The sequence below is a fragment of the Buchnera aphidicola (Aphis fabae) genome (genome assembly GCF_009069125.1).
In the GTDB taxonomy this organism is placed as follows: Bacteria; Pseudomonadota; Gammaproteobacteria; order Enterobacterales; family Enterobacteriaceae; genus Buchnera; species Buchnera aphidicola_BB.
The window spans coordinates 465,670-490,307 of the sequence record NZ_CP042427.1 but is presented as its reverse complement, the minus strand read 5'-3'; the positions used below and the strand labels follow the sequence as shown (position 1 = coordinate 490,307).

Annotated in this window: 21 protein-coding genes and 3 tRNA genes; 13 read left to right on the top strand and 11 right to left on the bottom strand. The window is 23.2% G+C overall.

All coding sequences use genetic code 11. The features are described 5' to 3' along the window. Positions 1–88 precede the first annotated feature (88 nt). The 6 genes from FQV33_RS03130 to fliF form a co-directional block, all read right to left on the bottom strand. A complete protein-coding gene (locus FQV33_RS03130; protein WP_226856619.1) occupies positions 89–1,210 on the bottom strand; it encodes a flagellar hook-length control protein FliK in 1,122 nt (373 codons plus the stop codon). Further along, positions 1,210–1,533, bottom strand: a complete 324-nt coding sequence (locus tag FQV33_RS02435; RefSeq protein WP_264284751.1) for a flagellar export protein FliJ — start codon at positions 1,531–1,533, stop codon at positions 1,210–1,212. Before FQV33_RS02435 ends, FQV33_RS03130 begins: the two co-directional genes overlap by 1 nt. Positions 1,534–1,715: 182 nt before the next feature. Beyond that, positions 1,716–3,074 (bottom strand): FliI/YscN family ATPase, encoded by a 1,359-nt coding sequence (locus FQV33_RS02430; protein WP_158348539.1) that lies wholly within the window; start codon positions 3,072–3,074, stop codon positions 1,716–1,718. Then, entirely contained in the window at positions 3,074–3,742 is a 669-nt protein-coding gene (locus FQV33_RS02425) for a FliH/SctL family protein (protein ID WP_158348272.1), read from the bottom strand. Before FQV33_RS02425 ends, FQV33_RS02430 begins: the two co-directional genes overlap by 1 nt. Continuing rightward, on the bottom strand, positions 3,735–4,730 hold the full coding sequence (locus FQV33_RS02420; RefSeq protein ID WP_158348270.1) for a FliG C-terminal domain-containing protein: 996 nt from the start codon (positions 4,728–4,730) through the stop codon (positions 3,735–3,737). The genes FQV33_RS02425 and FQV33_RS02420 overlap by 8 nt, the downstream gene beginning before the upstream one ends. After that, the gene (gene fliF / locus FQV33_RS02415) at positions 4,727–6,394 is read right to left on the bottom strand and encodes a flagellar basal-body MS-ring/collar protein FliF (protein WP_158348268.1); all 1,668 of its coding nucleotides are present in this window, start codon (positions 6,392–6,394) and stop codon (positions 4,727–4,729) included. Before fliF ends, FQV33_RS02420 begins: the two co-directional genes overlap by 4 nt. A 167-nt stretch (positions 6,395–6,561) precedes the next feature. Between fliF and fliE the strand changes: the two genes are divergently transcribed. Continuing rightward, positions 6,562–6,867 (top strand): flagellar hook-basal body complex protein FliE, encoded by a 306-nt coding sequence (fliE, locus tag FQV33_RS02410; RefSeq protein WP_158348266.1) that lies wholly within the window; start codon positions 6,562–6,564, stop codon positions 6,865–6,867. Between the two features lie 110 nt (positions 6,868–6,977). Here the strand turns inward: fliE and FQV33_RS02405 are convergent. Both FQV33_RS02405 and gltX read right to left on the bottom strand, forming a co-directional pair. Then, positions 6,978–7,050, bottom strand: a tRNA-Ala gene (locus FQV33_RS02405). Positions 7,051–7,193: 143 nt separating this feature from the next. Then, positions 7,194–8,615: a glutamate--tRNA ligase gene (gene gltX / locus FQV33_RS02400; protein ID WP_158348264.1), complete on the bottom strand. Its 1,422-nt coding sequence runs from the start codon at positions 8,613–8,615 to the stop codon at positions 7,194–7,196. 172 nt (positions 8,616–8,787) lie between these two features. Here gltX and FQV33_RS02395 point away from each other — a divergent pair. Together FQV33_RS02395 and FQV33_RS02390 are read left to right on the top strand one after the other, a co-directional pair. Continuing rightward, positions 8,788–8,860, top strand: a tRNA-Val gene (locus FQV33_RS02395). Between the two features lie 12 nt (positions 8,861–8,872). After that, a tRNA-Lys gene (locus FQV33_RS02390) sits at positions 8,873–8,945 on the top strand. A 14-nt stretch (positions 8,946–8,959) separates the two neighbouring features. On the opposite strand, the gene ligA is transcribed toward FQV33_RS02390, so the two are convergent. Continuing rightward, on the bottom strand, positions 8,960–10,978 hold the full coding sequence (gene ligA / locus FQV33_RS02385; RefSeq protein ID WP_158348262.1) for an NAD-dependent DNA ligase LigA: 2,019 nt from the start codon (positions 10,976–10,978) through the stop codon (positions 8,960–8,962). Positions 10,979–11,425: 447 nt separating this feature from the next. Here ligA and cysK point away from each other — a divergent pair, with 447 nt between their 5' ends. The 5 genes from cysK (at position 11,426) to FQV33_RS02360 (ending at position 16,035) form a co-directional block, all read left to right on the top strand. Continuing rightward, complete coding sequence (gene cysK, locus FQV33_RS02380; RefSeq protein ID WP_158348260.1) at positions 11,426–12,397, top strand: cysteine synthase A; 972 nt, start codon at positions 11,426–11,428, stop codon at positions 12,395–12,397. Positions 12,398–12,506: 109 nt separating this feature from the next. Next, complete coding sequence (locus tag FQV33_RS02375; protein WP_158348258.1) at positions 12,507–12,764, top strand: HPr family phosphocarrier protein; 258 nt, start codon at positions 12,507–12,509, stop codon at positions 12,762–12,764. A 149-nt stretch (positions 12,765–12,913) separates the two neighbouring features. After that, the gene (ptsI, locus tag FQV33_RS02370) at positions 12,914–14,623 is read left to right on the top strand and encodes a phosphoenolpyruvate-protein phosphotransferase PtsI (RefSeq protein ID WP_158348256.1); all 1,710 of its coding nucleotides are present in this window, start codon (positions 12,914–12,916) and stop codon (positions 14,621–14,623) included. A 56-nt stretch (positions 14,624–14,679) separates the two neighbouring features. Then, positions 14,680–15,183, top strand: a complete 504-nt coding sequence (gene crr, locus FQV33_RS02365) for a PTS glucose transporter subunit IIA (protein ID WP_158348254.1) — start codon at positions 14,680–14,682, stop codon at positions 15,181–15,183. A 63-nt stretch (positions 15,184–15,246) separates the two neighbouring features. Continuing rightward, a complete protein-coding gene (locus FQV33_RS02360) occupies positions 15,247–16,035 on the top strand; it encodes an undecaprenyl-diphosphate phosphatase (protein ID WP_158348252.1) in 789 nt (262 codons plus the stop codon). A gap of 19 nt (positions 16,036–16,054) precedes the next feature. Here FQV33_RS02360 and FQV33_RS02355 read toward each other — a convergent pair whose 3' ends face one another. Further along, a complete protein-coding gene (locus FQV33_RS02355; RefSeq protein WP_158348250.1) occupies positions 16,055–17,290 on the bottom strand; it encodes a tRNA CCA-pyrophosphorylase in 1,236 nt (411 codons plus the stop codon). A 166-nt stretch (positions 17,291–17,456) separates the two neighbouring features. Here FQV33_RS02355 and rfaE1 point away from each other — a divergent pair, with 166 nt between their 5' ends. Further along, positions 17,457–18,401, top strand: coding sequence for a D-glycero-beta-D-manno-heptose-7-phosphate kinase (gene rfaE1 / locus FQV33_RS02350; RefSeq protein ID WP_158348248.1), 945 nt, complete (start codon positions 17,457–17,459; stop codon positions 18,399–18,401). A gap of 245 nt (positions 18,402–18,646) precedes the next feature. After that, positions 18,647–19,303: a 3,4-dihydroxy-2-butanone-4-phosphate synthase gene (gene ribB / locus FQV33_RS02345; protein WP_158348246.1), complete on the top strand. Its 657-nt coding sequence runs from the start codon at positions 18,647–18,649 to the stop codon at positions 19,301–19,303. Here ribB and tsaD read toward each other — a convergent pair whose 3' ends face one another. Beyond that, on the bottom strand, positions 19,304–20,320 hold the full coding sequence (gene tsaD, locus FQV33_RS02340; protein WP_158348244.1) for a tRNA (adenosine(37)-N6)-threonylcarbamoyltransferase complex transferase subunit TsaD: 1,017 nt from the start codon (positions 20,318–20,320) through the stop codon (positions 19,304–19,306). Positions 20,321–20,553: 233 nt separating this feature from the next. Here tsaD and rpsU point away from each other — a divergent pair, with 233 nt between their 5' ends. The 3 genes from rpsU to rpoD all read left to right on the top strand — a co-directional run bounded on the left by rpsU (position 20,554) and on the right by rpoD (position 24,593). Beyond that, the gene (rpsU, locus tag FQV33_RS02335; protein ID WP_053940044.1) at positions 20,554–20,769 is read left to right on the top strand and encodes a 30S ribosomal protein S21; all 216 of its coding nucleotides are present in this window, start codon (positions 20,554–20,556) and stop codon (positions 20,767–20,769) included. A 72-nt stretch (positions 20,770–20,841) separates the two neighbouring features. After that, a complete protein-coding gene (gene dnaG / locus FQV33_RS02330) occupies positions 20,842–22,578 on the top strand; it encodes a DNA primase (protein WP_158348242.1) in 1,737 nt (578 codons plus the stop codon). A gap of 128 nt (positions 22,579–22,706) precedes the next feature. Further along, positions 22,707–24,593, top strand: a complete 1,887-nt coding sequence (gene rpoD / locus FQV33_RS02325) for an RNA polymerase sigma factor RpoD (protein ID WP_158348240.1) — start codon at positions 22,707–22,709, stop codon at positions 24,591–24,593. The last annotated feature ends 45 nt before the right edge of the window (positions 24,594–24,638 follow it).

Below are 24,638 nucleotides of genomic sequence, written 5' to 3'. Positions count from 1 at the left end.
TATAGGTAAAAATGGTTAAAAATTAGATTAAAACTTATTTTTTAAGTTTTAAATGTAATTAAAATTTTAACTATATTTTTTATAAAAATTAAACATACATATCAAAAACTTTGTTTTGTGTTAAATATTCATAAAATGTTTTAATTGAACTAGATATTCTTGGTCTATATTTTGAAATCAATAAATTTTTATTTTTTTCTGAATTAAAAAAACTAGAAATATTAACTTTTTTTAAAAAAATACCATTTTTATTTAAAGAATCTCGTAAAAATGGAATGCAATTATTTAAAAAATTTTTAATTTCTGTATGATCTGAAATAAATTTTAGTTTTGCTTGATCATCTTTCATTTGAATTTTTACATATATTGAACCTAGAGATTCTGGTTGTAAACGAATTTCGGCTTTGTTTTCTTTGTTAGAAATAGATAATAAAACTTGTTGACTAATTGCTTTCTTCCATTGCATATTTTCTTTTTTACTTAAAAACAGTGTTGATTTTTTGTTTAGTTTAAAAACATTATTTACATCTGTTTTTTTTAAAGAATTTATTTCGCAAATAGAATTTTGATTTTTATGTGTATTTTTAGAATCAAGAATATTAGATATATTATTTATACGATTTTTAAAATATATAAAATTTTTACTATCTTTAATAGAGTTTTTTATACTTTTTATAATATTTAAATTACTGGTTTCATTAAAAGTACTTTTATTGTAGGGTTTTTTCGATAAATTAATAATTTTATCATTATAAAACAAAAAATATTTATTTTTAATATGTGTTAAATTTTTTAATATTTCATTACTTTTAAATATTTTATATTCTTTTTCATTTGTTTCTACATTAATTTTTGATCTATTTCTTAAAGACGTATAAGATTTTAATTTAATATTTTCATCTAATTTTTTTTTTTGTTTTTTTATATCAATATTTTTTTTAATATACAAACTATTTTTTATATTTTTTCCATTTAAAATATTTAATAAATTATTTACTATAAAATTAGTAGATATAATATTTTCATTATTTTTTTTCTTTTGTTTTGTAGAAATATTATCAAACTTAATTTCTTTGTTTAATAAATTTTTTTTACATTCATTTAAAATAAATTGATAAAAATTAAAATTATTCATATCATAATAAACATTATGATTTAAATTTAATACAATATTTTTTTTTAATAAAATATTATTGAGATGACTTAACATTAATAACTTCCTTTTTTAAGAAATTTAAATTGAGAAAATTCATCGCTAATAATATTCTCTTCTAAAATTCGACGTTTTTTAAATGCTATTTTATGTTTTTGATTTAAATAATTCCAAGTTTTTAATTTAATATTATTTTCCAACCATTCATCTAAATTTTTTTTAATTATTTTTTCATATTTTTTAATAATATTATTATTTTCTTCAACTGCAATATATAACATAAAAATAAAATTATTATATATTTTCCAAGAAGAAACGGATATTCCTAATTTGAGCTGAATATTTAATTTTTTAATATATTCATTTTGAAAATTAATCAATAATTTTAGTTGTTTAATATGTTTTTTTTTTGAATATATAAATTTTTAATATGAATTATTTGTTGTTCTATTTTTTTATTTTCTATATTTTCTAAAATAGAAAATAAAATTTTTTTATATTTCATAAAATATATCCTATTAAATTTTAAAATAAGATGAATTAATATAAAAATGAAAAAATCTTAAGTAAATATTTTACTTAATTTTTCACAAGAAACTGAATAATTACTTTTTTCTGATGGTTTTTGTTGCAAAAACTTTTCTAAATCTGTCCATTTTTTAATAGCATCATCTAAAATTAAATCATTACCTTTAACGTAAGCTCCAATATTAATTAAATCTCTATTTCTTTGGTAAGAAGCTACTAATTTTTTAAAATAGCAAGCTTTTGAATATTGTTCTTTGGTAATAATATCTGGCATTACACGACTGATAGAAGATTCGATATCAATAGCAGGATAGTGTCCTAAATCTGCGTAATAACGAGACAATACAATATGACCATCAAGGATAGAACGGCAAATCTGAGAAATAGGATCCTGATCTTCATCATTTTCAGTTAAAACTGTATAAAACGAAGTAATTGATCCTTTATTATCTATATTTCCTGAACGTTCTACTAAAATAGGAATCTTTGAAAAAATAGAAGATGGATATCCTCTAGATACTGGTAATTCACCTAAAGATAATGAAACTTCTCTTTGAGCCATTGCATAACGAGTTAAAGAGTCCATAATTAATAAGACATTTTTATCTTTATCTCGAAAATATTCAGCTATGCTTGTAGCATATGATGCAGCTTCAATTTGTAATAAAGGAGAAACATCTGCTGGGGAAGCAACCACTACAGACTTTGATAATCCATCTGATCCTAATATATTTTCGATAAAATACTTTACTTCCCTTCCTCTTTCTCCAATCAATCCTATCACTACTATATCTGCTTTTGTATATTTCGCCATCATACCAAGAAGAATACTTTTTCCGATTCCTGAGCTTGAAAAAATTCCTATTCTTTGTCCTCTTCCAATAGTTATTAATCCGTTTATAGCACATATTCCTGTATCTAATATTTCAGTAATTGGTTTTCTATTTAATGGGTTAATATGCCTTGTTTTAATCATAGTAAAAGACTTTGAATCTAATTCAGGCAGCCCATCTAATGCGCGTCCTTTGGCATTTAATACTCTACCTAACAAACTCATTCCTAATGGAACTTTTTTAATAAATACATCTGAGTTTTTAAGCGTTTTTAAAAAAACTTTGGCACCAGGTAAAATACCATAAGTTTCTTGAAAAGAAAATAATAACGTTTTTTCTTTATTAAATTTTATTACTTCAGCTGAAATATTTAATACTTTACCATCTATTATTCTTTCAATAATACACTCAGCTCCAATAGGAGCTTTTAAACCTATTACTTCTAATACGAAACCATTTATACTAATTACATGACCATATATAATAATATCAGAAAGATTGTTTATCTTATTTTCAAAAAAAGTAATTTTATCAAATAATTTAGAACATTTTAATTTCATTAATGCTCCTCTTCTCCAAGAATGATACGATATACTTCTTTCCATCTAGCATAAATAGTAGCATCTATATCACTCTGTTCAGAGTGAATTTTAAAACTATTAATATCAATACTTTTATTACAAACTAATTCCCATTTATTGTTTTTAGATTGTTTTAAAACTTTTTCTAATATTTTTTTATTATTAGGATGAATAATTAATTGTGGTTTTTTTAAAAAAAAATCATCATTTTTGATGATTTTATTTATTTTTTTTAATAAAATTGATTCATTAATTAAAAATTTTTCTCCAACAATATAAGAAGAAACTATTAAAATTGTTTTTAATAAACGTGAAAATAACATTTTTTCAAATATAGAAATTGTAGATTCAAAATTTACACATAAATTTTTTAATTTTTCATTTAATGAAATATATTCTTTTTCTTTCTCTTCAAGATTTTTTTTTATATTTAAATAATATGATTCTTCATTCTTAAAAACTTTTCTTTTAATTTGATCTGATTGTTTAAATTCATTAGTTAATTTATTTTGTTTTACAGCAGAAAAATCTGTTTCTTTTAATAACCTTGTATCAGAAAAAAAATCATAATTTTTTTTTGAATTATTTAAAAAAATTTCTTCTGGCGACCATTTTTCCCATACTTTTTTTAAATTTAGATTAGACATAATATTTTCCTAAATTTTCTATTGAAAACATACCATGATCTAAAATATTTTTAATCATCATTAAAATTAATTTTTGTTCATTTTCTATGGCTGTTTTAGAAACATAAGATTTTTCTTTTAAACAAAGTAATAATCTTGTTAATTTTTCTTTATCCATATTACTAAAAAATTTATTTCTTATAATTTTACTAGTTCCTTGAAGTGCAATATGTAATTTTTCTTCTTCTAAATAATTTACTACACATTTAATAACACTATCATCAATGTTTAATATATTTTCAAAATAAAATAGTTCTTTAACAATTTTATTAAATAATTTTTTATTAGAAAATTTAATTTTTTTAAGTAAATCTTTTTCATGTTCTATTTTCATAGAAGATAAAATTTTAGAAACAGTTTTTATACCTCCTTTATCTGAAAAAGTAAACTTTTTCTTTTTTATTAAATTATTAATAATATTCTTTAATTCAATAAATTTTGTTTCTTCAAGTCCATTAAATTCAGAAATTTTTATTATAATTTCAATTCTTTTTTCTTTATTTAAATAAGATAAAACTTGAGCTGCTTGATTTTTATTTAAATATACAAGTATTGTTGTGATAATTTGAGAATGTTGTTCTTCTAATAAATCAGCTAATTTCGCTGGATCCATTAAATTAAGAGATTCAATAGACATTTTAATGTTTCTTGTCTCTAATGCGTCATTTAATAAAATATTTGCTTTTTTATCACCTATCGCCTTGATCAACATATCAGATATATATTCATCATTATTATTATAAACTAAATTATTATTTTTCATAAACAGATTATAACATTCAGTTAATACTTGATTTAATGTTGAATTAGAAAACTGATTCATGTTAACCATGGAAGCAACTAATTCTTGAACTTCAAAAGGAGTTAAATATTTTAATACTTCTGATGCTTGATCAGCTCCTATTGACATTAATAAAAGAGCACTTTTCTCGGTACCATTTAAAGTCATTTTTTATCACTCATCCATTGACGAATAATCGACGCTATAACACGTGGATTTTGATTAGATATATTGCAAATTTGATGAATTAGATTATCTGTATTTTCTGTATTGGAATTTTTTAAAAATTTTGTTTCAATATTACTAGATAATTCATTTTCATTAGAGTTTATAATTTCTTTTTTTATATTTTTTTTATCTAATTTTTTATCTTTAAAAATAATTTTTGCAAAAGAACAAATATATTTTTTTAAAAAACACAAAAAAAACAAAGCTGAAATACACCAAGGGATTAAAATTGAAACAGTATTAAAAATATTAGGTTGATTAAAATGGTTAAATTTAGTAAAAGTATTTTTATTATATTGAGAAAAAGACTCATTAATTATATGTACACTATCACCTCTAATTTTAGAATAACCTATTGATTCACAGACTAAATTTTTAATATTTTTTATTTGTTCTGAATTTAAAGGAACTACTTGTCCAGTTTTATTTTTAATAAAATTTATAACTACTGCAGCAGATAATCTTTTAACTTCTCCAATATTCATTTTTATGTGCGATAAAGTATGATTTAACTCATAATTAATTGTATCATCATGATTAATAGCAGAATTAGAATGTATAAAACTATCTTTAAATAATTTATGATTTTGTGTCAAATCAGACTTATTAGCTTTATTATTATCGTTACTATTAGATAAATTATTTCGAAAAGAATAATCATTTTCATCATTTTCTTTTTTACTTTTTATCTTATCGTTGATACTAGTTTGATGTGAACGAATTGACTGATCTTTATAATGTGCATTAGGATCATATTGTTCTCGTGTTTTTTCTTGAGAATTAAAATCAATTTGTGCAGTTACTTGAGCGTGTACATTTCCAATTCCAAATAATGGTTCTAAAATACTTTGAATTTTATTAGCATATCTTAATTCAACTTGTTCAGAATATTTTAATTTCGCATCATTTATTTGATCTGACGAGAATGAAGAATTGTTTAATAACTTACCAAATTCATCAATTATGGTTATATTATCTATAGATAAATCAGATATACTATTAGAGATTAAATGTAATATAGCATTTGTTTGACTTGAGTTTAATGCAGTTCCGGATTTTAAACTTAAAATCACTGAAGCTGATGGTTTTTTTTTATCTTGCAAAAACAAAGAAGTTTTTGGAATTGCTATATGTATTCTTGCACTTTTTACAATATTTATTCTTTCTATAGTCCGAGCTAACTCACCCTCTAAAGCACGTTGATAGTTAACTTGTTCATTAAATTGACTAATTCCAAATTTTTCTTTATCTAAAATTTCAAAACCTACTCCATTACGAGGTAAATTTTTTTCTGACAAATGCAAACGTAAATCATAAATCTGGTTTTTTGGAACTAATAATCTCCCAGAATTTTCAGAGAACTGATAAGGAATTTTCATTTGATTTAAATAATCAATAATAAATTCTCCATCTTCAGTAGACAAGTGATTATATAAAACTTGATAATCAGAAGATTTCCTCCAGACAGAAATTGAAATAGTAGTAATTACCGCAAGTACTAATAAAATTATTAAAACACGCGCATTTTTAAAAAAATAAGATAAAAAATTACTAAATTTTTTTTTCTCTTCTGCAATTGATTCTTCTATAGCACTAAAATTCATAACAGCTTCCTAATCTAGTAGATAATCTTAACTATAATTGAACAACAATTAAATTTCACTTGAAATAAAAAAATTTCCTGATAAATTACCTATAACATAAAATATTCATCTTTATAAAAGATATGATATTATTTAAATAAGTCACAGTAAAAAGTTTAGAGGAAGACATGTTTATTGATAACATTCATAATCAAAATGTTTATACCAAGATTAATTTTTTAGATGAAAATAAACAAAATATTAAAGAATCTAATAATTTTATTCAATTTTTTCAAACAGCATTAGGAGAAATTAATAATACTCAAAATAATGCACAAAAAAATATTGAAAAGTTTGAATTAAATCCATCTTCTATGTCTTTAAATGACGTAATGATAAATTTGCAAAAATCTTTTATTTCTATAGAATTAGCTATTCAAATTAGAAATAAAGTTGTTTCAGCTTACAAAGAAATAATGAATCAACAAATTTAACTTAAAAAGCTGTGCTAAATTTATTTTCGCACAGCATTTTAGGATGCTTTTAAAAAATATTAAAATTATTTAATAAAAACCGTTTAACATGTAAAGATGATTTAAATTTTTGGAGCTAAGCGGAATCGAACCGCTGACATTTTGCATGCCATGCAAATGCTCTACCTACTGAGCTATAGCCCCAAAATTATTACAATATAAAAACACATGAATTCTGTCAATTTATTTTTCTATAAAATGATTTTTATATTAAACACTAATCAATTTAAAAAAAGTTAAAATAATTAAATTTAATATTATAAAAAATATTTAAAAAATCATTTAAGTTAACATTTCATATTAACTTGATTTTTTTCTATAAAAATCATTGCTTTTTTTAATCTAAATAAAGTTTTTTCTTTACCAAGTAAAAACATTATAGAGCTTATATTTGGTGAATGCATGTTTCCTGTTAATACAACTCTTAATAACATATTTATTTCTTTCAGTTCAATATTTGATTTTATAGATTGATTATTAATAATTTTAGATAATATTTCAATTGTCCAAAAAGAGCACTGTTGTAATTTTTTATAAATTTCTTTTAAAATAGAAAAACTTTTTAAAATTAAGTATTTATTATCAGATTTTATATCAAAAAATTTAAATTCTTCATAAAAAAATCTTAAAGAACATGAAATATCTTTTAAAGTATGATAACGGTTTTTATATAAATTTAATAAACATTCTAAATTAGGTCCTTTTTCTATATTTATAGTCTCATTTTCCATATAATCTTTTAAAAGTTTAGCAACATAATCTAATGGTAAATTATTAATATAATATTTATTTAACCATAAAAGTTTTTTCATACTAAAAGCACTAGCAGATTTGTTAATAGCATTTAAATTGAATAACTTTTTTAGTTCTGAAAGCGTAAAAATTTCTTGATTCCCATAAGACCAACCTAATCGTATTATATAATTAATTAATGCTTCCGGTAAAAATCCTTTTTTATAGTAATTCATAATATTTTCAGCATCATCTCTCTTAGAAAATTTTTTTCCATTTTCATTAAGTATCATAGAAACATGAGCATAAATAGGTATATTTGCTTTTAAAGATTTTAAAATATTGATTTGACGAGGTGTATTATTAATATGGTCTTCTCCACGAATAACATGTGTAATATTCATATCTAAATCATCAATTACAACACAAAAGTTATAAGTTGGAATACCATTTGAACGTTGAATTATAAGATCATCTAACTCTATATTATTAAAAGTAATTTTTCCTCTAATCTTGTCTTCAAATGTCACTGTTCCAAAAGTAGGATTTTTAAAGCGTACTGTGTATTTTTTATTTATACCATATTTAGTCTGTAAATTTCTACAAACTCCAGTATAACGTGGTTTTTTCCCTTCAGAAAGTTGTTTAAAACGTTCTTCTTCTATTTTGTTTGGAGAACAATAACATTTATATGCATTTCCTGTTTTTAACATAATTTCAATAACTTCTTTATAACGTTCCAATCTTTCAGTTTGAAAATAAGGACCTTCATCCCAGTTTAATCCTAACCATTTTAAACCTTGAAAAATAGATTGCACTGATAATGCTTTGGATCTTTCGAAATCAGTATCTTCTATTCGAAGTACAAACTTTCCATTATGACGACGAGCGAATAACCAAGAATATAAAGCTGTACGAATACTACCAATATGTAAATTCCCAGTGGGACTAGGTGCAAAACGAGTTTTAACTTTCATATATTCCTTGAAATATTTTAAAAAATTTATATAAAGTTTTTAAAATAAATTTTATATATAATAAATATAGATAATTATTTCATCGAAATGATTAAAATTACAACAAACAAATGATGTTTTTAAAAAAAAGATTGACTCTAATTTTCTTATCTTTACAATATAGATTATAAAAGGGTGATTAGCTCAGTTGGTAGAGCTCCTCCTTTACACGGAGGAAGTCGGCGGTTCGAGTCCGTCATCACCCAAAAAAATAATTTGGGTCGTTAGCTCAGTTGGTAGAGCAGTTGACTTTTAATCAATTGGTCGCAGGTTCAAATCCTGCACGACCCAAAAATAAAAAAATTTTAATTAGTATTATTTATTAAAAAATAAAATTCTTTTTCATTAATCATTTTTATATTGAATTTTTTTGCTTCTAAAAACTTACTACCAACTTTTTCTCCGTATATTAATAGTTCCGTTTTTTGAGAAACTCTATTATTAATACGAGCACCTAATTTTAATAAAATTTTTTTTAATTCATTTCTAGAATACTCTTTAAATACACCTGTTATAACAATATCTTTATTAAAAATACGTGTCATTTTATTATTAATAGAATGTTTACTACATGGAATAATATTTAATATTTCTATCAATCTTTTAACTAATCTGCGATTCTCAAAAATAGAAAAATAGTTAAATATATTGTTAGCAACTACTTTTCCTATTCCATCAATTGATTCTAACTCTTGTTTTGAAGCATTAATTAAATTATTGCAAGTATTGAAATAATTAGATAATTTTTGTCCTATAATTTCACCTACAGAAAAAATTCCTAAAGCATAAATAAAACGACTCATAGTAGTTTTTTTAGATTTAACAATAGTTTTAATAATTTTAATGCTCTTTTTTTTACCTACATTTTCTATATCTTTTAATTGCTCTTCTGTAAGATAAAAAAAATCTATTAAATTTAAAACAATTTTTTTTTGAATTAATTCATTAATAACTTTGGGACCTAATCCATTAGCATCTAATGCGTTTTTAGAGAAAAAATGACAAAATATTTTTTTTTTCTGAGCATCACATATTAATCCAGAAAGACAACGTATTATTTTTTCTTCTTTATTTGACATTAATTTTGAATTACACACTGGACAATAAATTGGAAAAAATATTTTTTTTGCATTGGTAAGACGTTTATTTTTAACAACATTTATAATTTTTGGTATAACATCTCCAGAACGCTTTATAATAATATAATCATTAAAATGTAAATTTAATTTATTAATTTCATTTTTATTATATAACGATGCTTTTTTAATCAATACTCCTGAAATATAAACTGGATTAAAATAAGCGACTGGAGTAATAACCCCGGTTCTTCCAACTTCAAATTTTATATCATTCAACTTAGTAACTTCTTCTTTAGAAGAATATTTAAAAGCAATAGCCCATCTAGGTGATTTATTATTAGAACCTAACTTTTTTTGAAAATAAAGTGAATTGACTTTAACAACAATACCATCTATATCAAAATCAAATGATAAACGGTTTTTTTCAAACTTTTTATAAAAATTTAATACTTCCAAGTAATTAGAACAAATTAACATTTCTTTATTAATAGGTATTCCCCAATTTTTTAGTTGTATAAGTACCTCATAATGAGTTTTAAAATATATTATTTCTTCAAAAAAGTTAAATCCATGGCAAAAAAACATTAATTTTCTTTTCGCTGTAATTTGAGCATCAATTTGTCTTAATGATCCAGCAGCTATATTTCTAGGATTAGAAAAATGTTTTTTTTTAACTGTAGAATCTATATTGTTTAACTGTAAAAAATCAGATTTTAACATAAAAACTTCACCTCTTACCTCTAACCTTTTCGGTATATTACATCCTTTTAGTTGTATCGGGATAGATTTAATTGTTTTTATGTTTTTTGTAATGTTCTCTCCAAAATAACCATCACCTCGAGTTGCAGCACGAACTAACGTTCCTAATTCATAAATTAAACTAACTGCTATTCCATCAATTTTTAATTCACAGCAAAAATCTATTACAGATTCATTAATAAATTTTTTTTTAATTCTATTTTCAAATTTTACATATCCATTTAAATCGAACGTATTTTCTAAAGATAACATAGGAAAAAAATGTCTTATTTTTTTAAATTTATTAAGTAAATTTGAACCGATTTTTTGAGTAGGTGAATCAGAAGTAACAAATTCTTTATGCTTTAGTTCTAAATCATATAATTGATTCAATAAATAATCATATTCTGGATCAGAAATAATTGGTTGATCTAAAGTATGATAAAAATAATCATATTTTAGAATTTTTTGACGTAATTTATTAATTTGATATTTAATTTTTTTCATAAATATATTAGACAATAAATTAATATAAAAAATAGAAATGCTATTAAAAGTTTTCATCAAAAACATTAATATTTTTATAATATAATTATTAAAATATAAAAAATATTTTATTTTCAGAAATGAATAGATTATAAAAAATAAAATTTTTATTATATTAATAGGTTAAAAGAATATTATTTTATACACTAAATGTATATAAAAAATAAAATAATATAAAAGTTAATATTTAAATTAAAATATACTATCTATAAAGGTCATAATATAAAAAAACAAAACACTTAAAAAAATTGAATAAAATTAAATTTTATCAATTTATAAAAATAAATTTTTCTAATTATTATACAAAGTATAATAAAAAAATATAAAATTAAAAAATTTTAAAAAATAAAAAATTTAATTTTAAAGAATATTTATATTACATACTATTAATTTAAAAACTGGAAAAAAATGAATAAAATATATAAAGATAATTCATTGACTATTGGAAAAACACCACTTGTTCGTTTGAATAAAATAGGAAATGGAAATATTTTAGTAAAAATAGAATCCAGAAATCCAAGTTTTAGTGTTAAATGTAGAATTGGTGCTAATATGATATGGGATGCAGAAAAAAAAGGAAATTTAAATGAAAATATTACTTTAATTGAAGCTACAAGCGGAAATACAGGTATAGCTTTAGCATATGTTGCAGCTGCTAGAAACTATAAGTTAATTCTTACCATGCCAGAATCCATGTCGATGGAAAGAAAAACACTACTAACATCTTTAGGTGCAAAGTTAATCCTAACAGATAGCAATAAAGGAATGAAAGGAGCTATTTCTAAAGCGAATGAAATTGCATCTTCTTCTCATGAAAAAAAATATTTTTTATTAAAACAATTTGAAAATCCTGCTAATCCAGAAATACATGAAAATACTACTGGACCAGAAATTTGGAATGATACAAATGGAAATATAGATATATTAATTTCAGGAGTAGGTACAGGAGGAACAATTACAGGAATTACAAGATATATAAAAAACATTAAAGGAAAAAAAAATTTTATTAGTATTGCTGTAGAACCTTTAGAGTCACCTGTAATTACACAATTTTTATCAGGAAAAAAAATAAATCCTGGATTACATAAAATTCAAGGTATCGGAGCTGGTTTTATTCCTAAAAATTTAGATTTAAGTTTGATTGATAAAGTGATTACAATATCAAGTGAAGAATCAATATTACATGCTCAAAATATAATGAAAAAAGAAGGAATATTAGCTGGTATTTCTTCTGGTGCTGCTATTGCAGCTGCTTTAAAAATACAAAATCAAAAAAAATTTTTAAATAAAAAAATAGTAGTAATACTTCCTTCTTCTGGAGAACGTTATTTAAGTACAGAATTGTTTTCTAAATCATTTCAAAATAGAAATAAATATTAAAAAATACAACTTCTTTAATAAGAAATAATAAAAATTTTATTATAGAAGTTGTATTTTAATATTTAAAATAAAAATATTCTCTAAAATTTAATATTACTAAGGAAAAAACATGTTTCAAAATGAAATAAAAATTACTGCGTTACATGGGTTACATACTCGACCTGCAGCTGAATTTGTAAAAGAAGCAAAAAAATTTATTTCTGATATTCACATTATCTATAATGGAAAATCTGTTAATGCAAAAAGTTTATTTAAAATTCAAACACTTGGTTTAGTTCATGGAAGTTTAATTACGTTATCTGCGGAAGGAAAAGATGAAAAAGAAGCTATTGAACATTTATCTAAAATAATGACAGAATTAGAATAATCATAATTAAAAATAATTTATGAATTTTTATAAAGATACGGAGGTTTAATATTACTTCCGGATTTCTCTTATAAAGACAATATATTCGCCTGACATTTAATGTTTTCCTCTCTGCAACAAATATAAAATTTATAGTTAAAGGTAATGTTATGATCTCAGGCATTTTAGCATCACCGGGTATAGCTTTTGGCAATGCGCTTTTATTAAAAAATGAAGATATTGTCATTAACCGGAAAATAATTTCTGCTGAAAATATTAAAACAGAAATAAACAAATTTTTTAACGGACGACAAAAATCAGTAAACCAATTAACAGAAATCAAATTAACTATAGGAAAAAAATTTGGAAAAAAACAAGAAGGTATTTTTGAAGGTCATATTATGCTTCTTGAAGATGAAGAACTAGAAAAAGAAATAATAGATTTAATTAAAGAAAAAAAAATATCAGCAGCAGAAGCCGCCGAATTTGTAATTGATAAACAAGCTAAAGCACTAGAAAAAATAAAAGATGAATACTTAAGAAATAGAGCAATTGATATAAGAGATATTGGGTTACGTTTATTAAAAAATATACTTAATATTAATATTATTGATTTAAATAATATAAAAAACAAAGTAATCTTAATTTCAAAAGATCTTACTCCTTCAGAAACTGCTCAAATTAATTTAAAATATATACTGGGATTTATTACAGATTTAGGTGGTCCAACATCGCATACTTCAATTATGGCAAGATCACTTGAAATACCTGCAATTGTAGGGACTGGAAATATTACAAATACAGTAAAACATAATGATTATATTATTTTAGATTCAATTAATAATCAAATTTTTATTAATCCATCTTCTGAATTGATAGATAAAAAACGAGAAGTAGAAAAAAAATATTTTCTCAAAAAAAATAGTTTTAAAAAATTAAAAGATTTACCAGCAACTACAACTGATGGACATAATATTAAAATTGGTTCTAATATTGGTAATATTCAAGATGTACAATCAGCAAAAAAACATGGTGCTGAATGTATTGGTCTTTATCGAACAGAATTTTTATTTATGGGTCGTAATACACTTCCAACTGAACAAGAACAATTTCAAGCATATAAAGAAATTGCAGAAACGATGGAAAATAAATCAGTTATTATAAGAACTATGGACATTGGAGGTGATAAAGATCTTCCATATATGAACTTACCAAAAGAAGAAAATCCATTTCTTGGATGGAGAGCTATACGTATTTTAATGGATAGAAAAGAAATTTTGCATACTCAATTAAAAGCTATACTTAGAGCTTCCGCTTTTGGTAAAATATATATTTTATTTCCTATGATTATATCCGTAGAGGAAATTAGAATATTAAAAACAGAAATTAAGAAATTAAAAAATCAATTAAATAATAATAATATACTTTTTGATAAAAATATTAAAATTGGCATTATGATTGAAACTCCTGCATCAGCTATAATAGCAGAATATTTAATAAAAGAAGTAGATTTTTTTAGTATTGGTACTAATGACTTAACACAGTATACTTTAGCTGTTGATAGAGGTAATGATTTAATTTCACATTTATATAATCCTATAAGCCCATCTGTATTAAAATTAATTAAAAAAGTTATTGATGTTTCGCATAAAAATGGGAAATGGACTGGTATGTGTGGAGAATTGGCAGGAGACGAACGTATTACTGCTCTTTTATTAGGCATGGGTTTAGATGAATTTAGTATGAGCTCAACAAGTATTCCTAAAATTAAAGAAACAATTCGAAAAATATCTTTTTCAAAAGCTCAAAATTTAGCAAAAAAAATATTAACTTTACCTACAACAGATGAAATTTTTAATTTATTAAATAAATTTAATTAAGGAGTCATTTGATTTTTTAAAAAAAATTTAATGATAGAAGTACTTAGGAGAATAAAATGGGTTTCTTATCAGATTTTTTTAATAGAAAAAAATCTAATTTTTTAAAAAAAATAGAAATTTTTGCGCCTTTATCAGGTGAAATAATAAATATTGAAGATGTTCCAGATGTAGTCTTTTCAAAAAAAATAGTAGGTGATGGAATTGCAATTAAACCATCAGGCAACAAAATGATATCACCAATAAATGGAACTATTGGTAAAATACTTGATAGCAAACATGCTTTTTCAATTCTTTCAGAAGATGGTGTTGAATTATTTGTACATTTTGGAATTGATACGATAAAACTAAAAGGGGAAGGTTTTAAACAAATAGCAAAAGATAATCAAAAAGTAAAAATAGGAGATACTATTATATTATTTGATTTAAATATATTAGAAAAAAAAGCACGTTCTATTTTAACACCTGTAGTAATATCTAATATGGAAAAATTTAAAAAAATAGAAAAATCATCAGGTTCTATTATTGCCGGTGAAACAATAATTATGTCTTTATATAATTAATTCCTAAAAAAATAAAAACGGTGCTATTATTTAGTACCGTTTTGCCTAAAAAAAGGAAAATAAATGATTTATATCTATAAAACAATTGTTTCTATAATTCTTGGAACAATAGAAGGAATAACCGAATTCCTTCCTATTTCATCCACAGGTCATATAATCGTTATTAGTCATTGGTTAGGTGTATTCAATAAAAACACGAATATATTAAAAATATTTATTCAATTAGGGTCAACATTAGCAATATTAATATTTTTTTTTAAAAAAATAATAAATTTAATAAACTTTACAAAACAAAAAAAAACAAAAAATATTCATATTTTAACATCTCTTATACCCACAGCATCTTTAGGTTTTATATTTTATAGCGATATAAAATTATTATTTAATCCTAAAAATATTATGTATGCATTAATTTGTGGAGGTATTTTTCTTATTATTTCTGAAATTTTCAAACCTAAAAAACCAATAATAAATTCTATTAATGATATTAATTTATTACAATCATTTATTATCGGGTGTTTTGAAGCACTTTGTTTATATCCAGGCTTTTCAAGATCAGGAGCTACTATAGGCACTTCGATATTATTAGGTATAAAACGCTCTGTTGCAATAGATTTTTCTTTTATTATTTCAATTCCATTAACAATAGGAGCATCTTTTTTAGATTTAATAAAAAACATAAATAACATTAATATTAATTATATACCATATTATTTAAGTGGTTTTTTTATATCCTTAGTCATTTCTTTATTATCAATTAAAAAACTAATCAAAATACTTAATAAAGTTTCATTAAATATTTTTGGATTTTATCGATTAATATTAGCTAGCTTAATTTACTTGATAAACTAATATTTAATGTTTTATACAACTAAAATGATTTACTAAAATTTTTTATTCTCCATAGATCTAACTTTTTAATTCTTAATCGATTTAATTCATTTTTGATTTGATTCCCTTTAAAACCTTTATTTAAAATTGATTTAATAGATATATTTTGTAAAATATAAAAAGATTTTTCTAAAAATAAACCAGGTAATAAATTAACATTATAAATATTATTTAATTTATTATTTAAAAAATTAAAATTACTTAAAAATGCAAATTTTTTAATACGATCTGGTTTTCTCCAAGCATCTATCTTACAAAAAAAATTTATGATATTTTCAGAAGATTGATGGTTAATTAAATTTAAAAAATTATAAAAACCAACACTTAATATAGCTATTTCTTTAATATGTACAGGAATATTAAGACGATTACAAAAATTTTTAACAATAGATGCGGACACTGTATCATAAAATTTTTTATTAGAAATATCACTGATATTTAAAGAAAGAAATTGAAATAAATAAGACAAACGTATTGAAATATCTTTAGTTAAAAGAGATATTTTAGATAAACCAATTGATAAAAAAAAATTATTTAAATGATTAAACATATTCGTAAAAAATAATTCTTTTTGATATAAAAAATATATTTCTGGAAATACTAAATTAAGTGCCTCACAAGCATATAATACTTGAAAATAAACATGTGGATTTTTAGTTTTAAATGCTTTTTCAGTTTCACTCCAAATTCTATTTATAGTTAAATACAATAGTTCTTTATTTTTAACTATTTTACGCATTAAAATCATAGTTTCTTTTGCAACTCTAAATCCTAAATGCATTAATTTAGCTGCAAATCTAGCCGTTCGTAAAACACGCAATGGATCTTCAATAAAAGATTCCGAAATATGACGCAATAAACGATTTTCTAAATCTTTGATACCTTGATATGGATCAATATAATTTCCAAATTCATCTTGAGCAATAGCATTAATTGTTAAATCGCGCCTAACTAAATCTTCCTCTAAAGTTATATTGGAATTAAAATTAGTATGAAAACCAGTATAACCTTGTCCTAATTTTCTTTCTTTTCTTGCTAAAGCATACTCTTCATGTGTATCTGGGTGCAAAAAAACTGGAAAACCTTTACCAACTTGTTGAAAATTTTTATTTAATAACACTTCTTTGGTAGCCCCAACTACTACCCAATCTCTATCTTTAATTTTCAACTTTAACAATTGATCACGAACAGCGCCACCAACTAAATATATTTTCATAAAAATTTTCTCATACTAAAAATAAAATATTATTTTAAATAAAAAATATAAAATACTTAAATGTTTAAAGATTATTTGTAATAATTAAGTATTATAATAATTTTATACATAATATTAATATATAAAAACACAATAATTATTTTAATAACATCTAAAAGGGTCCGCAATGAAAAAAGAAATCATTGATTTTAATAATGCACTTGTTCTTGTAGTCGGAGATTTAATATTAGATTGTTATTGGTATAGCAAAAATTATTATATGCTATCAGAACAATCAATGCCTGTTGCATTAATTAAAAAAATTAAAGAACAACCAGGTGGAGCAGGAAATGTAGCTAAAAATATTGCAGAAATAGGTGGAAAATGCAAAATTATTGGTTTAATTGGAGAAGATAGTGAAGGTATAATATTAAAAAAATTACTTAAACATATTAAAATTTATTCTGATTTAATAAGTATTAAAAATAGCAAAACAATTACCAAAATTAGAATTTTATCAGAAAAAAAACAATTAATTCGACTAGATTTTCAAGAAAAATATATTTTTAATGATTTTAATTTATTATATGAAAAAATTATAAATTCATTAAAATATTATAAAGTTTTAGTTCTATCAGATTATGCAAAAGGAACACTTTTTAATATTAAACAAATTATTAATTTAGCAAAAAAAATGTCTATTCATATACTAATAGACCCAAAAGGAGTTGATTTTAAAAAATATTCTGGAGCTAGCTTATTAACACCTAATCTTTCTGAATTTGAAAAAATAGTAGGCAAATGTAATGAAGAAAAACAAATATTAACAAGAGGAATGAAATTAGTATATGAACTAAATTTATCAGCATTATTAGTAACTCGTTCTAAAAATGGTATGACATTATTTCAACCTGAAAAAAAACCAATACATTTTCCAGCAATATCTAAAATAGCATCAGATGTAACAGGTGCAGGTGATACAGTAATTTCTATTATCGCTTCTGCTTTAGCTACAGGTTATTCTTTAGAAGAATCGTGTTTTTACGCTAATGTTGGAGCAAGTATAGTAATACAAAAAATAGGAACCGAAACCTTAAATATTAATGAATTAAACACAGTTTTAAATATGTAATCAATAATATCTAAAATAAATATTTATATTATTTATCAAAAAAACTAAAATAAATTTTATGTCTAAATATTACATGTAATACTTAGATATAAAAAATATATTTTTTAAATAATATACTTTAAGATTGATCTTAATTTTTGTTCAAGATACAATATATAATAATTATTTATTTTTTATATTATTATACATATGTAAAAAATTTTAAAATTATTTATTTAATAGTTTAATTTAATAAGATTTTCAAAATGAATCAAAAACTACTTTATAAGTTTGGAAACCCTATAGAACGTGTGGAAAAAGGAATATTAGCTCTAAAATCTGGAAAAGGTGTTATAATATTAGATGATGAAAACAGAGAAAATGAAGGCGATCTTGTTTTTGCATCTGAAAAAATGACAGTAGAACAAATGGCACTAACAATAAGGTATGGTAGTGGTATTGTATGTTTATGTATAACAGAATCTAAACGTAAAAAATTAAATTTACCTATGATGGTTAAAAATAATACAAGCACTTACCGAACAGGATTTACAGTTACAATAGAAGCTTCAAAAGGTGTTTCTACTGGTGTTTCAGCTCGAGATAGACTAACAACTATAAAAACAGCTATAGCAGATAATGCTAAACCCAGTGATTTAAATCGACCAGGTCATGTATTTCCTTTACGAGGTGATACTGGTGGAGTTTTAGCAAGAGCTGGCCATACAGAAGCAGCCATTGAGATAGTATCTCTTGCTGGTTTAAAACCTTATGGAGTAATCTGTGAACTAACTAATAAAGATGGATCAATGTCTCGTACGCCTGAAATTATTAAATTTTCAATAGAAAAAAAAATGACAATATTAACTATAAAAGATTTAATTCTGTATATTCAAAAAAATGGATGTATAAACAAAATATAATTATGATAATAAAGATAAATCATCTAAAGACCACTTTGGTTTTATTAAAATTTCTAATGAAGAAAAATTTAATTTGTTATAATACAACGATCCCAAATAAGCAATCATTGCGGCATTGTCTGTACAAAATTTTGATGCAGCATAAAATACATTTCCATTAAAAAATTTTTTCATCATAATCTCTGATTTTTTACGTAATAATTTATTTGCACTTACACCTCCAGCTATCACTAAATTATTCCATCCTTTTTGATATAAAGCTTTTTGAGTTTTAATTAATAATATATCAATAACTGCATCTTCAAAAGCTTTTGCAATGTTTGCTTTTTGTTGGATATTTAAAATACTACTTTTAATGATATTAGTAGCAAAGGTTTTTAAACCTGAAAAACTAAAATTTAAATTAGAATGATTTTTCATAGGACGAGGAAAATATAAGTCGCTTTTTACACCTTTTAGTGCCAAATTAGATAATTCTCGACCATTAGGATATTTTAAACCTAATAAATTTGCTATTTTATCAAAAGCTTCACCTGCAGCATCATCTAATGAATTTCCAAGAATTTCATATTTCCCTAATTTATAAGCTGCAATAATTTGAGTATGCTTACCAGATACTAATAATCCAATAAATGGAAATTTTATTGACTTACATTCTAACATTGGTGATAATAAATGTGCTTCCATATGATTTACTGGTAATACAGGAATATTTAAAGAAAAACCTAAAGAACAAGCAAATGTAGCACCTACCAATAAAGAACCAACTAAACCAGGCCCTGCAGTGTATGCAATAAGATCAATATCCTTCTTTATATTTATTTTTTTAAAAATTTTATCAATTAAAAAAATTATTTTTTTTGCATGTGCACGAGATGCTAATTCTGGAACAATCCCACCATAATTAGCATGTATTTTTTTTTGATTATATAATTCATTTATCAATAAACCTTGAACGTTATCATACACAGCAAGACAAGTGTCATCACAAGATGTTTCAATACCTAATACTTTCATTTCGATACCTATTCATTTAAAGTAAAACAATATAATTAATATTAAAATAATTAAAATTAAATTTTATTACAATAAAAAATAATTAAATTTAAAAGATGATACTTTACAAAATAATATTAATTAAGATAGGATTTATTTTATATTACTAAATAACATCGATAAAATTAAATAATAAATTTAAATGCTATAACTATGATATACAACATAAATTAAATAATTGAGGTAAATATTGAATGCCAATAATAAAAGTACGTGAAAATGAACCATTTGATGTTGCACTACGTCGTTTTAAAAGATCTTGTGAAAAAGCTGGTATTTTAGCAGAAATACGAAGAAGAGAATTTTATGAAAAACCTACTACTGAAAGAAAACGTGCAAAAGCTTCTGCTATAAAACGTTTAGCAAAAAAACTTACACGAGAAAATGCAAAACGAATCCGAATGTACTAAAATATTTTCAACGTACAAAAAAAATTAAAAACCGTTCTTTTAAAAGAACGGGATTATATTATAAAAAAATTTATGTCTGGAAAAATACCTAAATATTTTATTAACGATTTATTATTTCGAACTAATATTGTTGATCTTATTAATACACGAATAAAATTAAAAAAAAACGGAAAAAATTATCAAACTAACTGTCCGTTTCATAACGATAAAACACCATCATTTACAGTTAGTTATGAAAAACAATTTTATTATTGTTTCGGATGTAATAAACATGGAAATGCAATTGATTTTTTAATAAACTATGAAAATTTAAATTTTGTAGAAAGTATTGAAGAACTATCTTTAATACATGGACTTTCAATCCCATTTGAAAAAAATATAATATCTGAAAAAAATAATTATTTTAAAAAACAAAAATTATATTTATTAACAAAGAAAATGTCTGAATTATATCAAAAAAATATAATGTTCACTAGTTCTGCTTATGATTATCTCACTCATAGAGGAATTAGTAGAAATATGATGCAATTTTTTTGTATTGGTTTTGCAAGTTTTACTTGGGATTTATTTTATCAAAAATTAAACATAAAAAAAGAATTTGAGACTGAATTATTAAACTATCAACTGATTTCTATTAATCAAAGCAATAAAATATATGACCCGTTTCAAGGAAGAATAATATTTCCAATACATGATAAATATGGAAGAACTATAGGATTTGGGGGTAGAACAATACAAAATATTTTTCCAAAATATATAAATTCAACTGAAACAAATATATTTTACAAAGGTAAACAAATTTATGGGTTATACCAAGTAAAAAAGAAAAATTCAAAACCAAAATATCTATTAGTTGTAGAAGGATATATTGATGTTATTATGTTAACACAAAATAAAATTAATTATGTGGTTTCTTCTTTAGGAACATCAATTACAAAAGAACATGTAAAAATACTTTTTCGAAATACTGATACAGTTATATATTGTTATGATGGTGATGATGCAGGAAGAAATGCTGCCTGGAGAGCTTTAAAAATTACATTACCATATATTTCTGATAAAAAAACTATAAAATTTATAATTTTACCTGAAAATGAAGATCCAGATAGTATTATTAAAAAAGAAGGAGCTAAAAATTTTCAACTACGTATTCAAAATGCGCTTACAATGTCTAAATTTTTTTTTAAAAATATTTTAAAAGGAATTAATTTGTCATCTAATGATGATAAGTTTTATTTAAGTGTACGTGCTTTACCTTTAATAAATTGTATATCTAGTGATACAATACGAATTTACTTAAGACAAATATTAGCACGAATAATAGGAATTTTAGATGATTACCAATTTGAAAAATTTTTGTATCAACAAAAACAAAAAAATAAAATTTTACAATATAAAATTAAACAAACTCCAATGCGAACTCTTATAGGCTTACTTGTCCAAAACCCTAATTTAGCATATTTAGTAACTTCAACAAAACAATTAAAAAATTCAAAAATAAAAGGAATTCCTATCTTTTTAGAAATTTTAAAAACATGTTCAGAAAACATATCTTTTAATACAGGTCAATTACTAGAATTTTATAGAAATAGTAAAATAATAAATATTTTAAAAACCCTATCAATATTTGACCATATGATAGTTGAAGACAAAATTCAGAATGTTTTTTTGGATTTATTAAAAAGTATATATAAAAAAGATTTGGAACAAAGACAAGAACATCTAATTGCAAAAGAAAGAACTAACGGGCTTACAATACACGAAAAAAAAGAAATTTGGTCGATTAATAAAAAATTGAAAAATAGTTAATAATTTTTTGTGTTATTCATTGAAATTGCCTTATAGTATATCTTAAAATTAAAACAATTCTATATATTCATTATTGACTAAATAGTCAATTAATATTCATTATATTAACAGAATTTGGATATTTTCTTATGGAGCAAAACCCAAAGTCACAACTTAAGCTGCTTGTTACACATGGTAAGGAGCAAGGGTATTTAACCTATGCAGAAGTTAATGATCATCTTCCAGAAGATATTATTGATTCCGAACAAATCGATGACATTATTCAGATGATTAATGATATGGGAATTCAAGTCGTCGAAGAAGCACCTGATGCAGATGATCTAATTTTAAATGAAATAAATACGGATACAGATGAAGATGCAGTAGAAGCAGCAACACAAGTTTTATCAAGTGTTGAATCTGAATTAGGAAGAACAACTGACCCTGTTCGTATGTATATGAGAGAAATGGGTACTGTTGAATTACTTACAAGAGAAGGTGAAATTGATATAGCTAAGCGAATTGAAGAAGGAATTAATCAAGTTCAATCTTCAGTATCAGAATATCCAGAAGCTATTACTTATCTTTTAGATCAATATGATCGAATTAAAACTGGTCAAATAAGATTATCTGATATAATAATAGGTTTTGTTGATCCTAATGCAGAAGAAATGCTACCTCTTTCTAATAATATCCATCTAGGATCTGAACTTTTAGATGAAGTTTCTAATGATGAAGTTCATGATCATCATGAAGAAGATGAAGAAGATGAAGAAAATGAAGAAAATGAAGAAGATGAAGAAGATGAAGAAGATGAAGAAAATAGTATTGATCCAGAATTAGCAAATGAAAAATTTTCTGCATTACGGAAACAATACACTAACACAAGCAATACAATTAAAATCAAAAATAGAAATCATAAAGATTCATTGTTAGAAATTTATAATCTTTCAGAAATTTTTAAGCAATTTAGATTAGTTCCAAAACAATTTGAGCATTTAGTTAATAATATGCGTGATATGATGGAAAGAGTAAGAACACAAGAAAGAATTATAATGAAATTATGCATTGAAGAATGTCAAATGCCAAAAAAAAATTTTATAAAAATTTTTTCAGGAAATGAAACAAACATAGATTGGTTCATAAAAGAAAAAAATTTAAATCAATCCTGGTCTAAAAAATTAAAAGAAATTGAAGAAAGAATTTTTATAAGTATAAAAAAATTAAGTAATATAGAAAAAGAAACAGGTTTGACCATTCAAGAAGTAAAAGATATTAATAAAAGAATGTCTATTGGAGAAGCAAAAGCTAAAAGAGCAAAAAAAGAAATGGTAGAAGCAAATTTAAGACTAGTTATTTCTATTGCTAAAAAATATACTAATAGAGGCTTGCAATTTTTAGATTTAATTCAAGAAGGTAATATTGGTTTAATGAAAGCAGTAGATAAATTTGAATATCGTAGAGGATATAAATTTTCAACTTATGCAACTTGGTGGATTCGACAGGCAATTACTCGTTCGATTGCTGATCAAGCACGTACTATTCGTATACCTGTTCATATGATAGAAACTATTAATAAACTTAATCGTATTTCTAGGCAAATACTTCAAGAAACAGGGCGTGAACCAACTCCTGAAGAGCTTTCTGAAAAAATGTTAATTCCTGAAGATAAGATTAGAAAAGTTTTAAAAATAGCTAAAGAACCTATATCTATGGAAACCCCTATAGGAGATGATGATGACTCTCATTTAGGTGATTTTATAGAAGACACTACATTAGAACTTCCACTAGATTCAGCTACATCTGAAAGTTTAAGATCAGCAACACATGATGTTTTATCAGGACTTACAGCTCGTGAAGCTAAAGTTCTGCGTATGCGTTTTGGAATTGATATGAATACTGATCATACTTTAGAAGAAGTGGGAAAACAATTTGACGTTACTCGAGAAAGAATAAGACAAATAGAAGCAAAAGCATTAAGAAAACTACGTCATCCAAGTAGATCAGAAGTATTGCGTAGTTTTTTAGATGATTAATATATATAACAAATTAAAATAATAAAACTTCTGTAATAAATAATT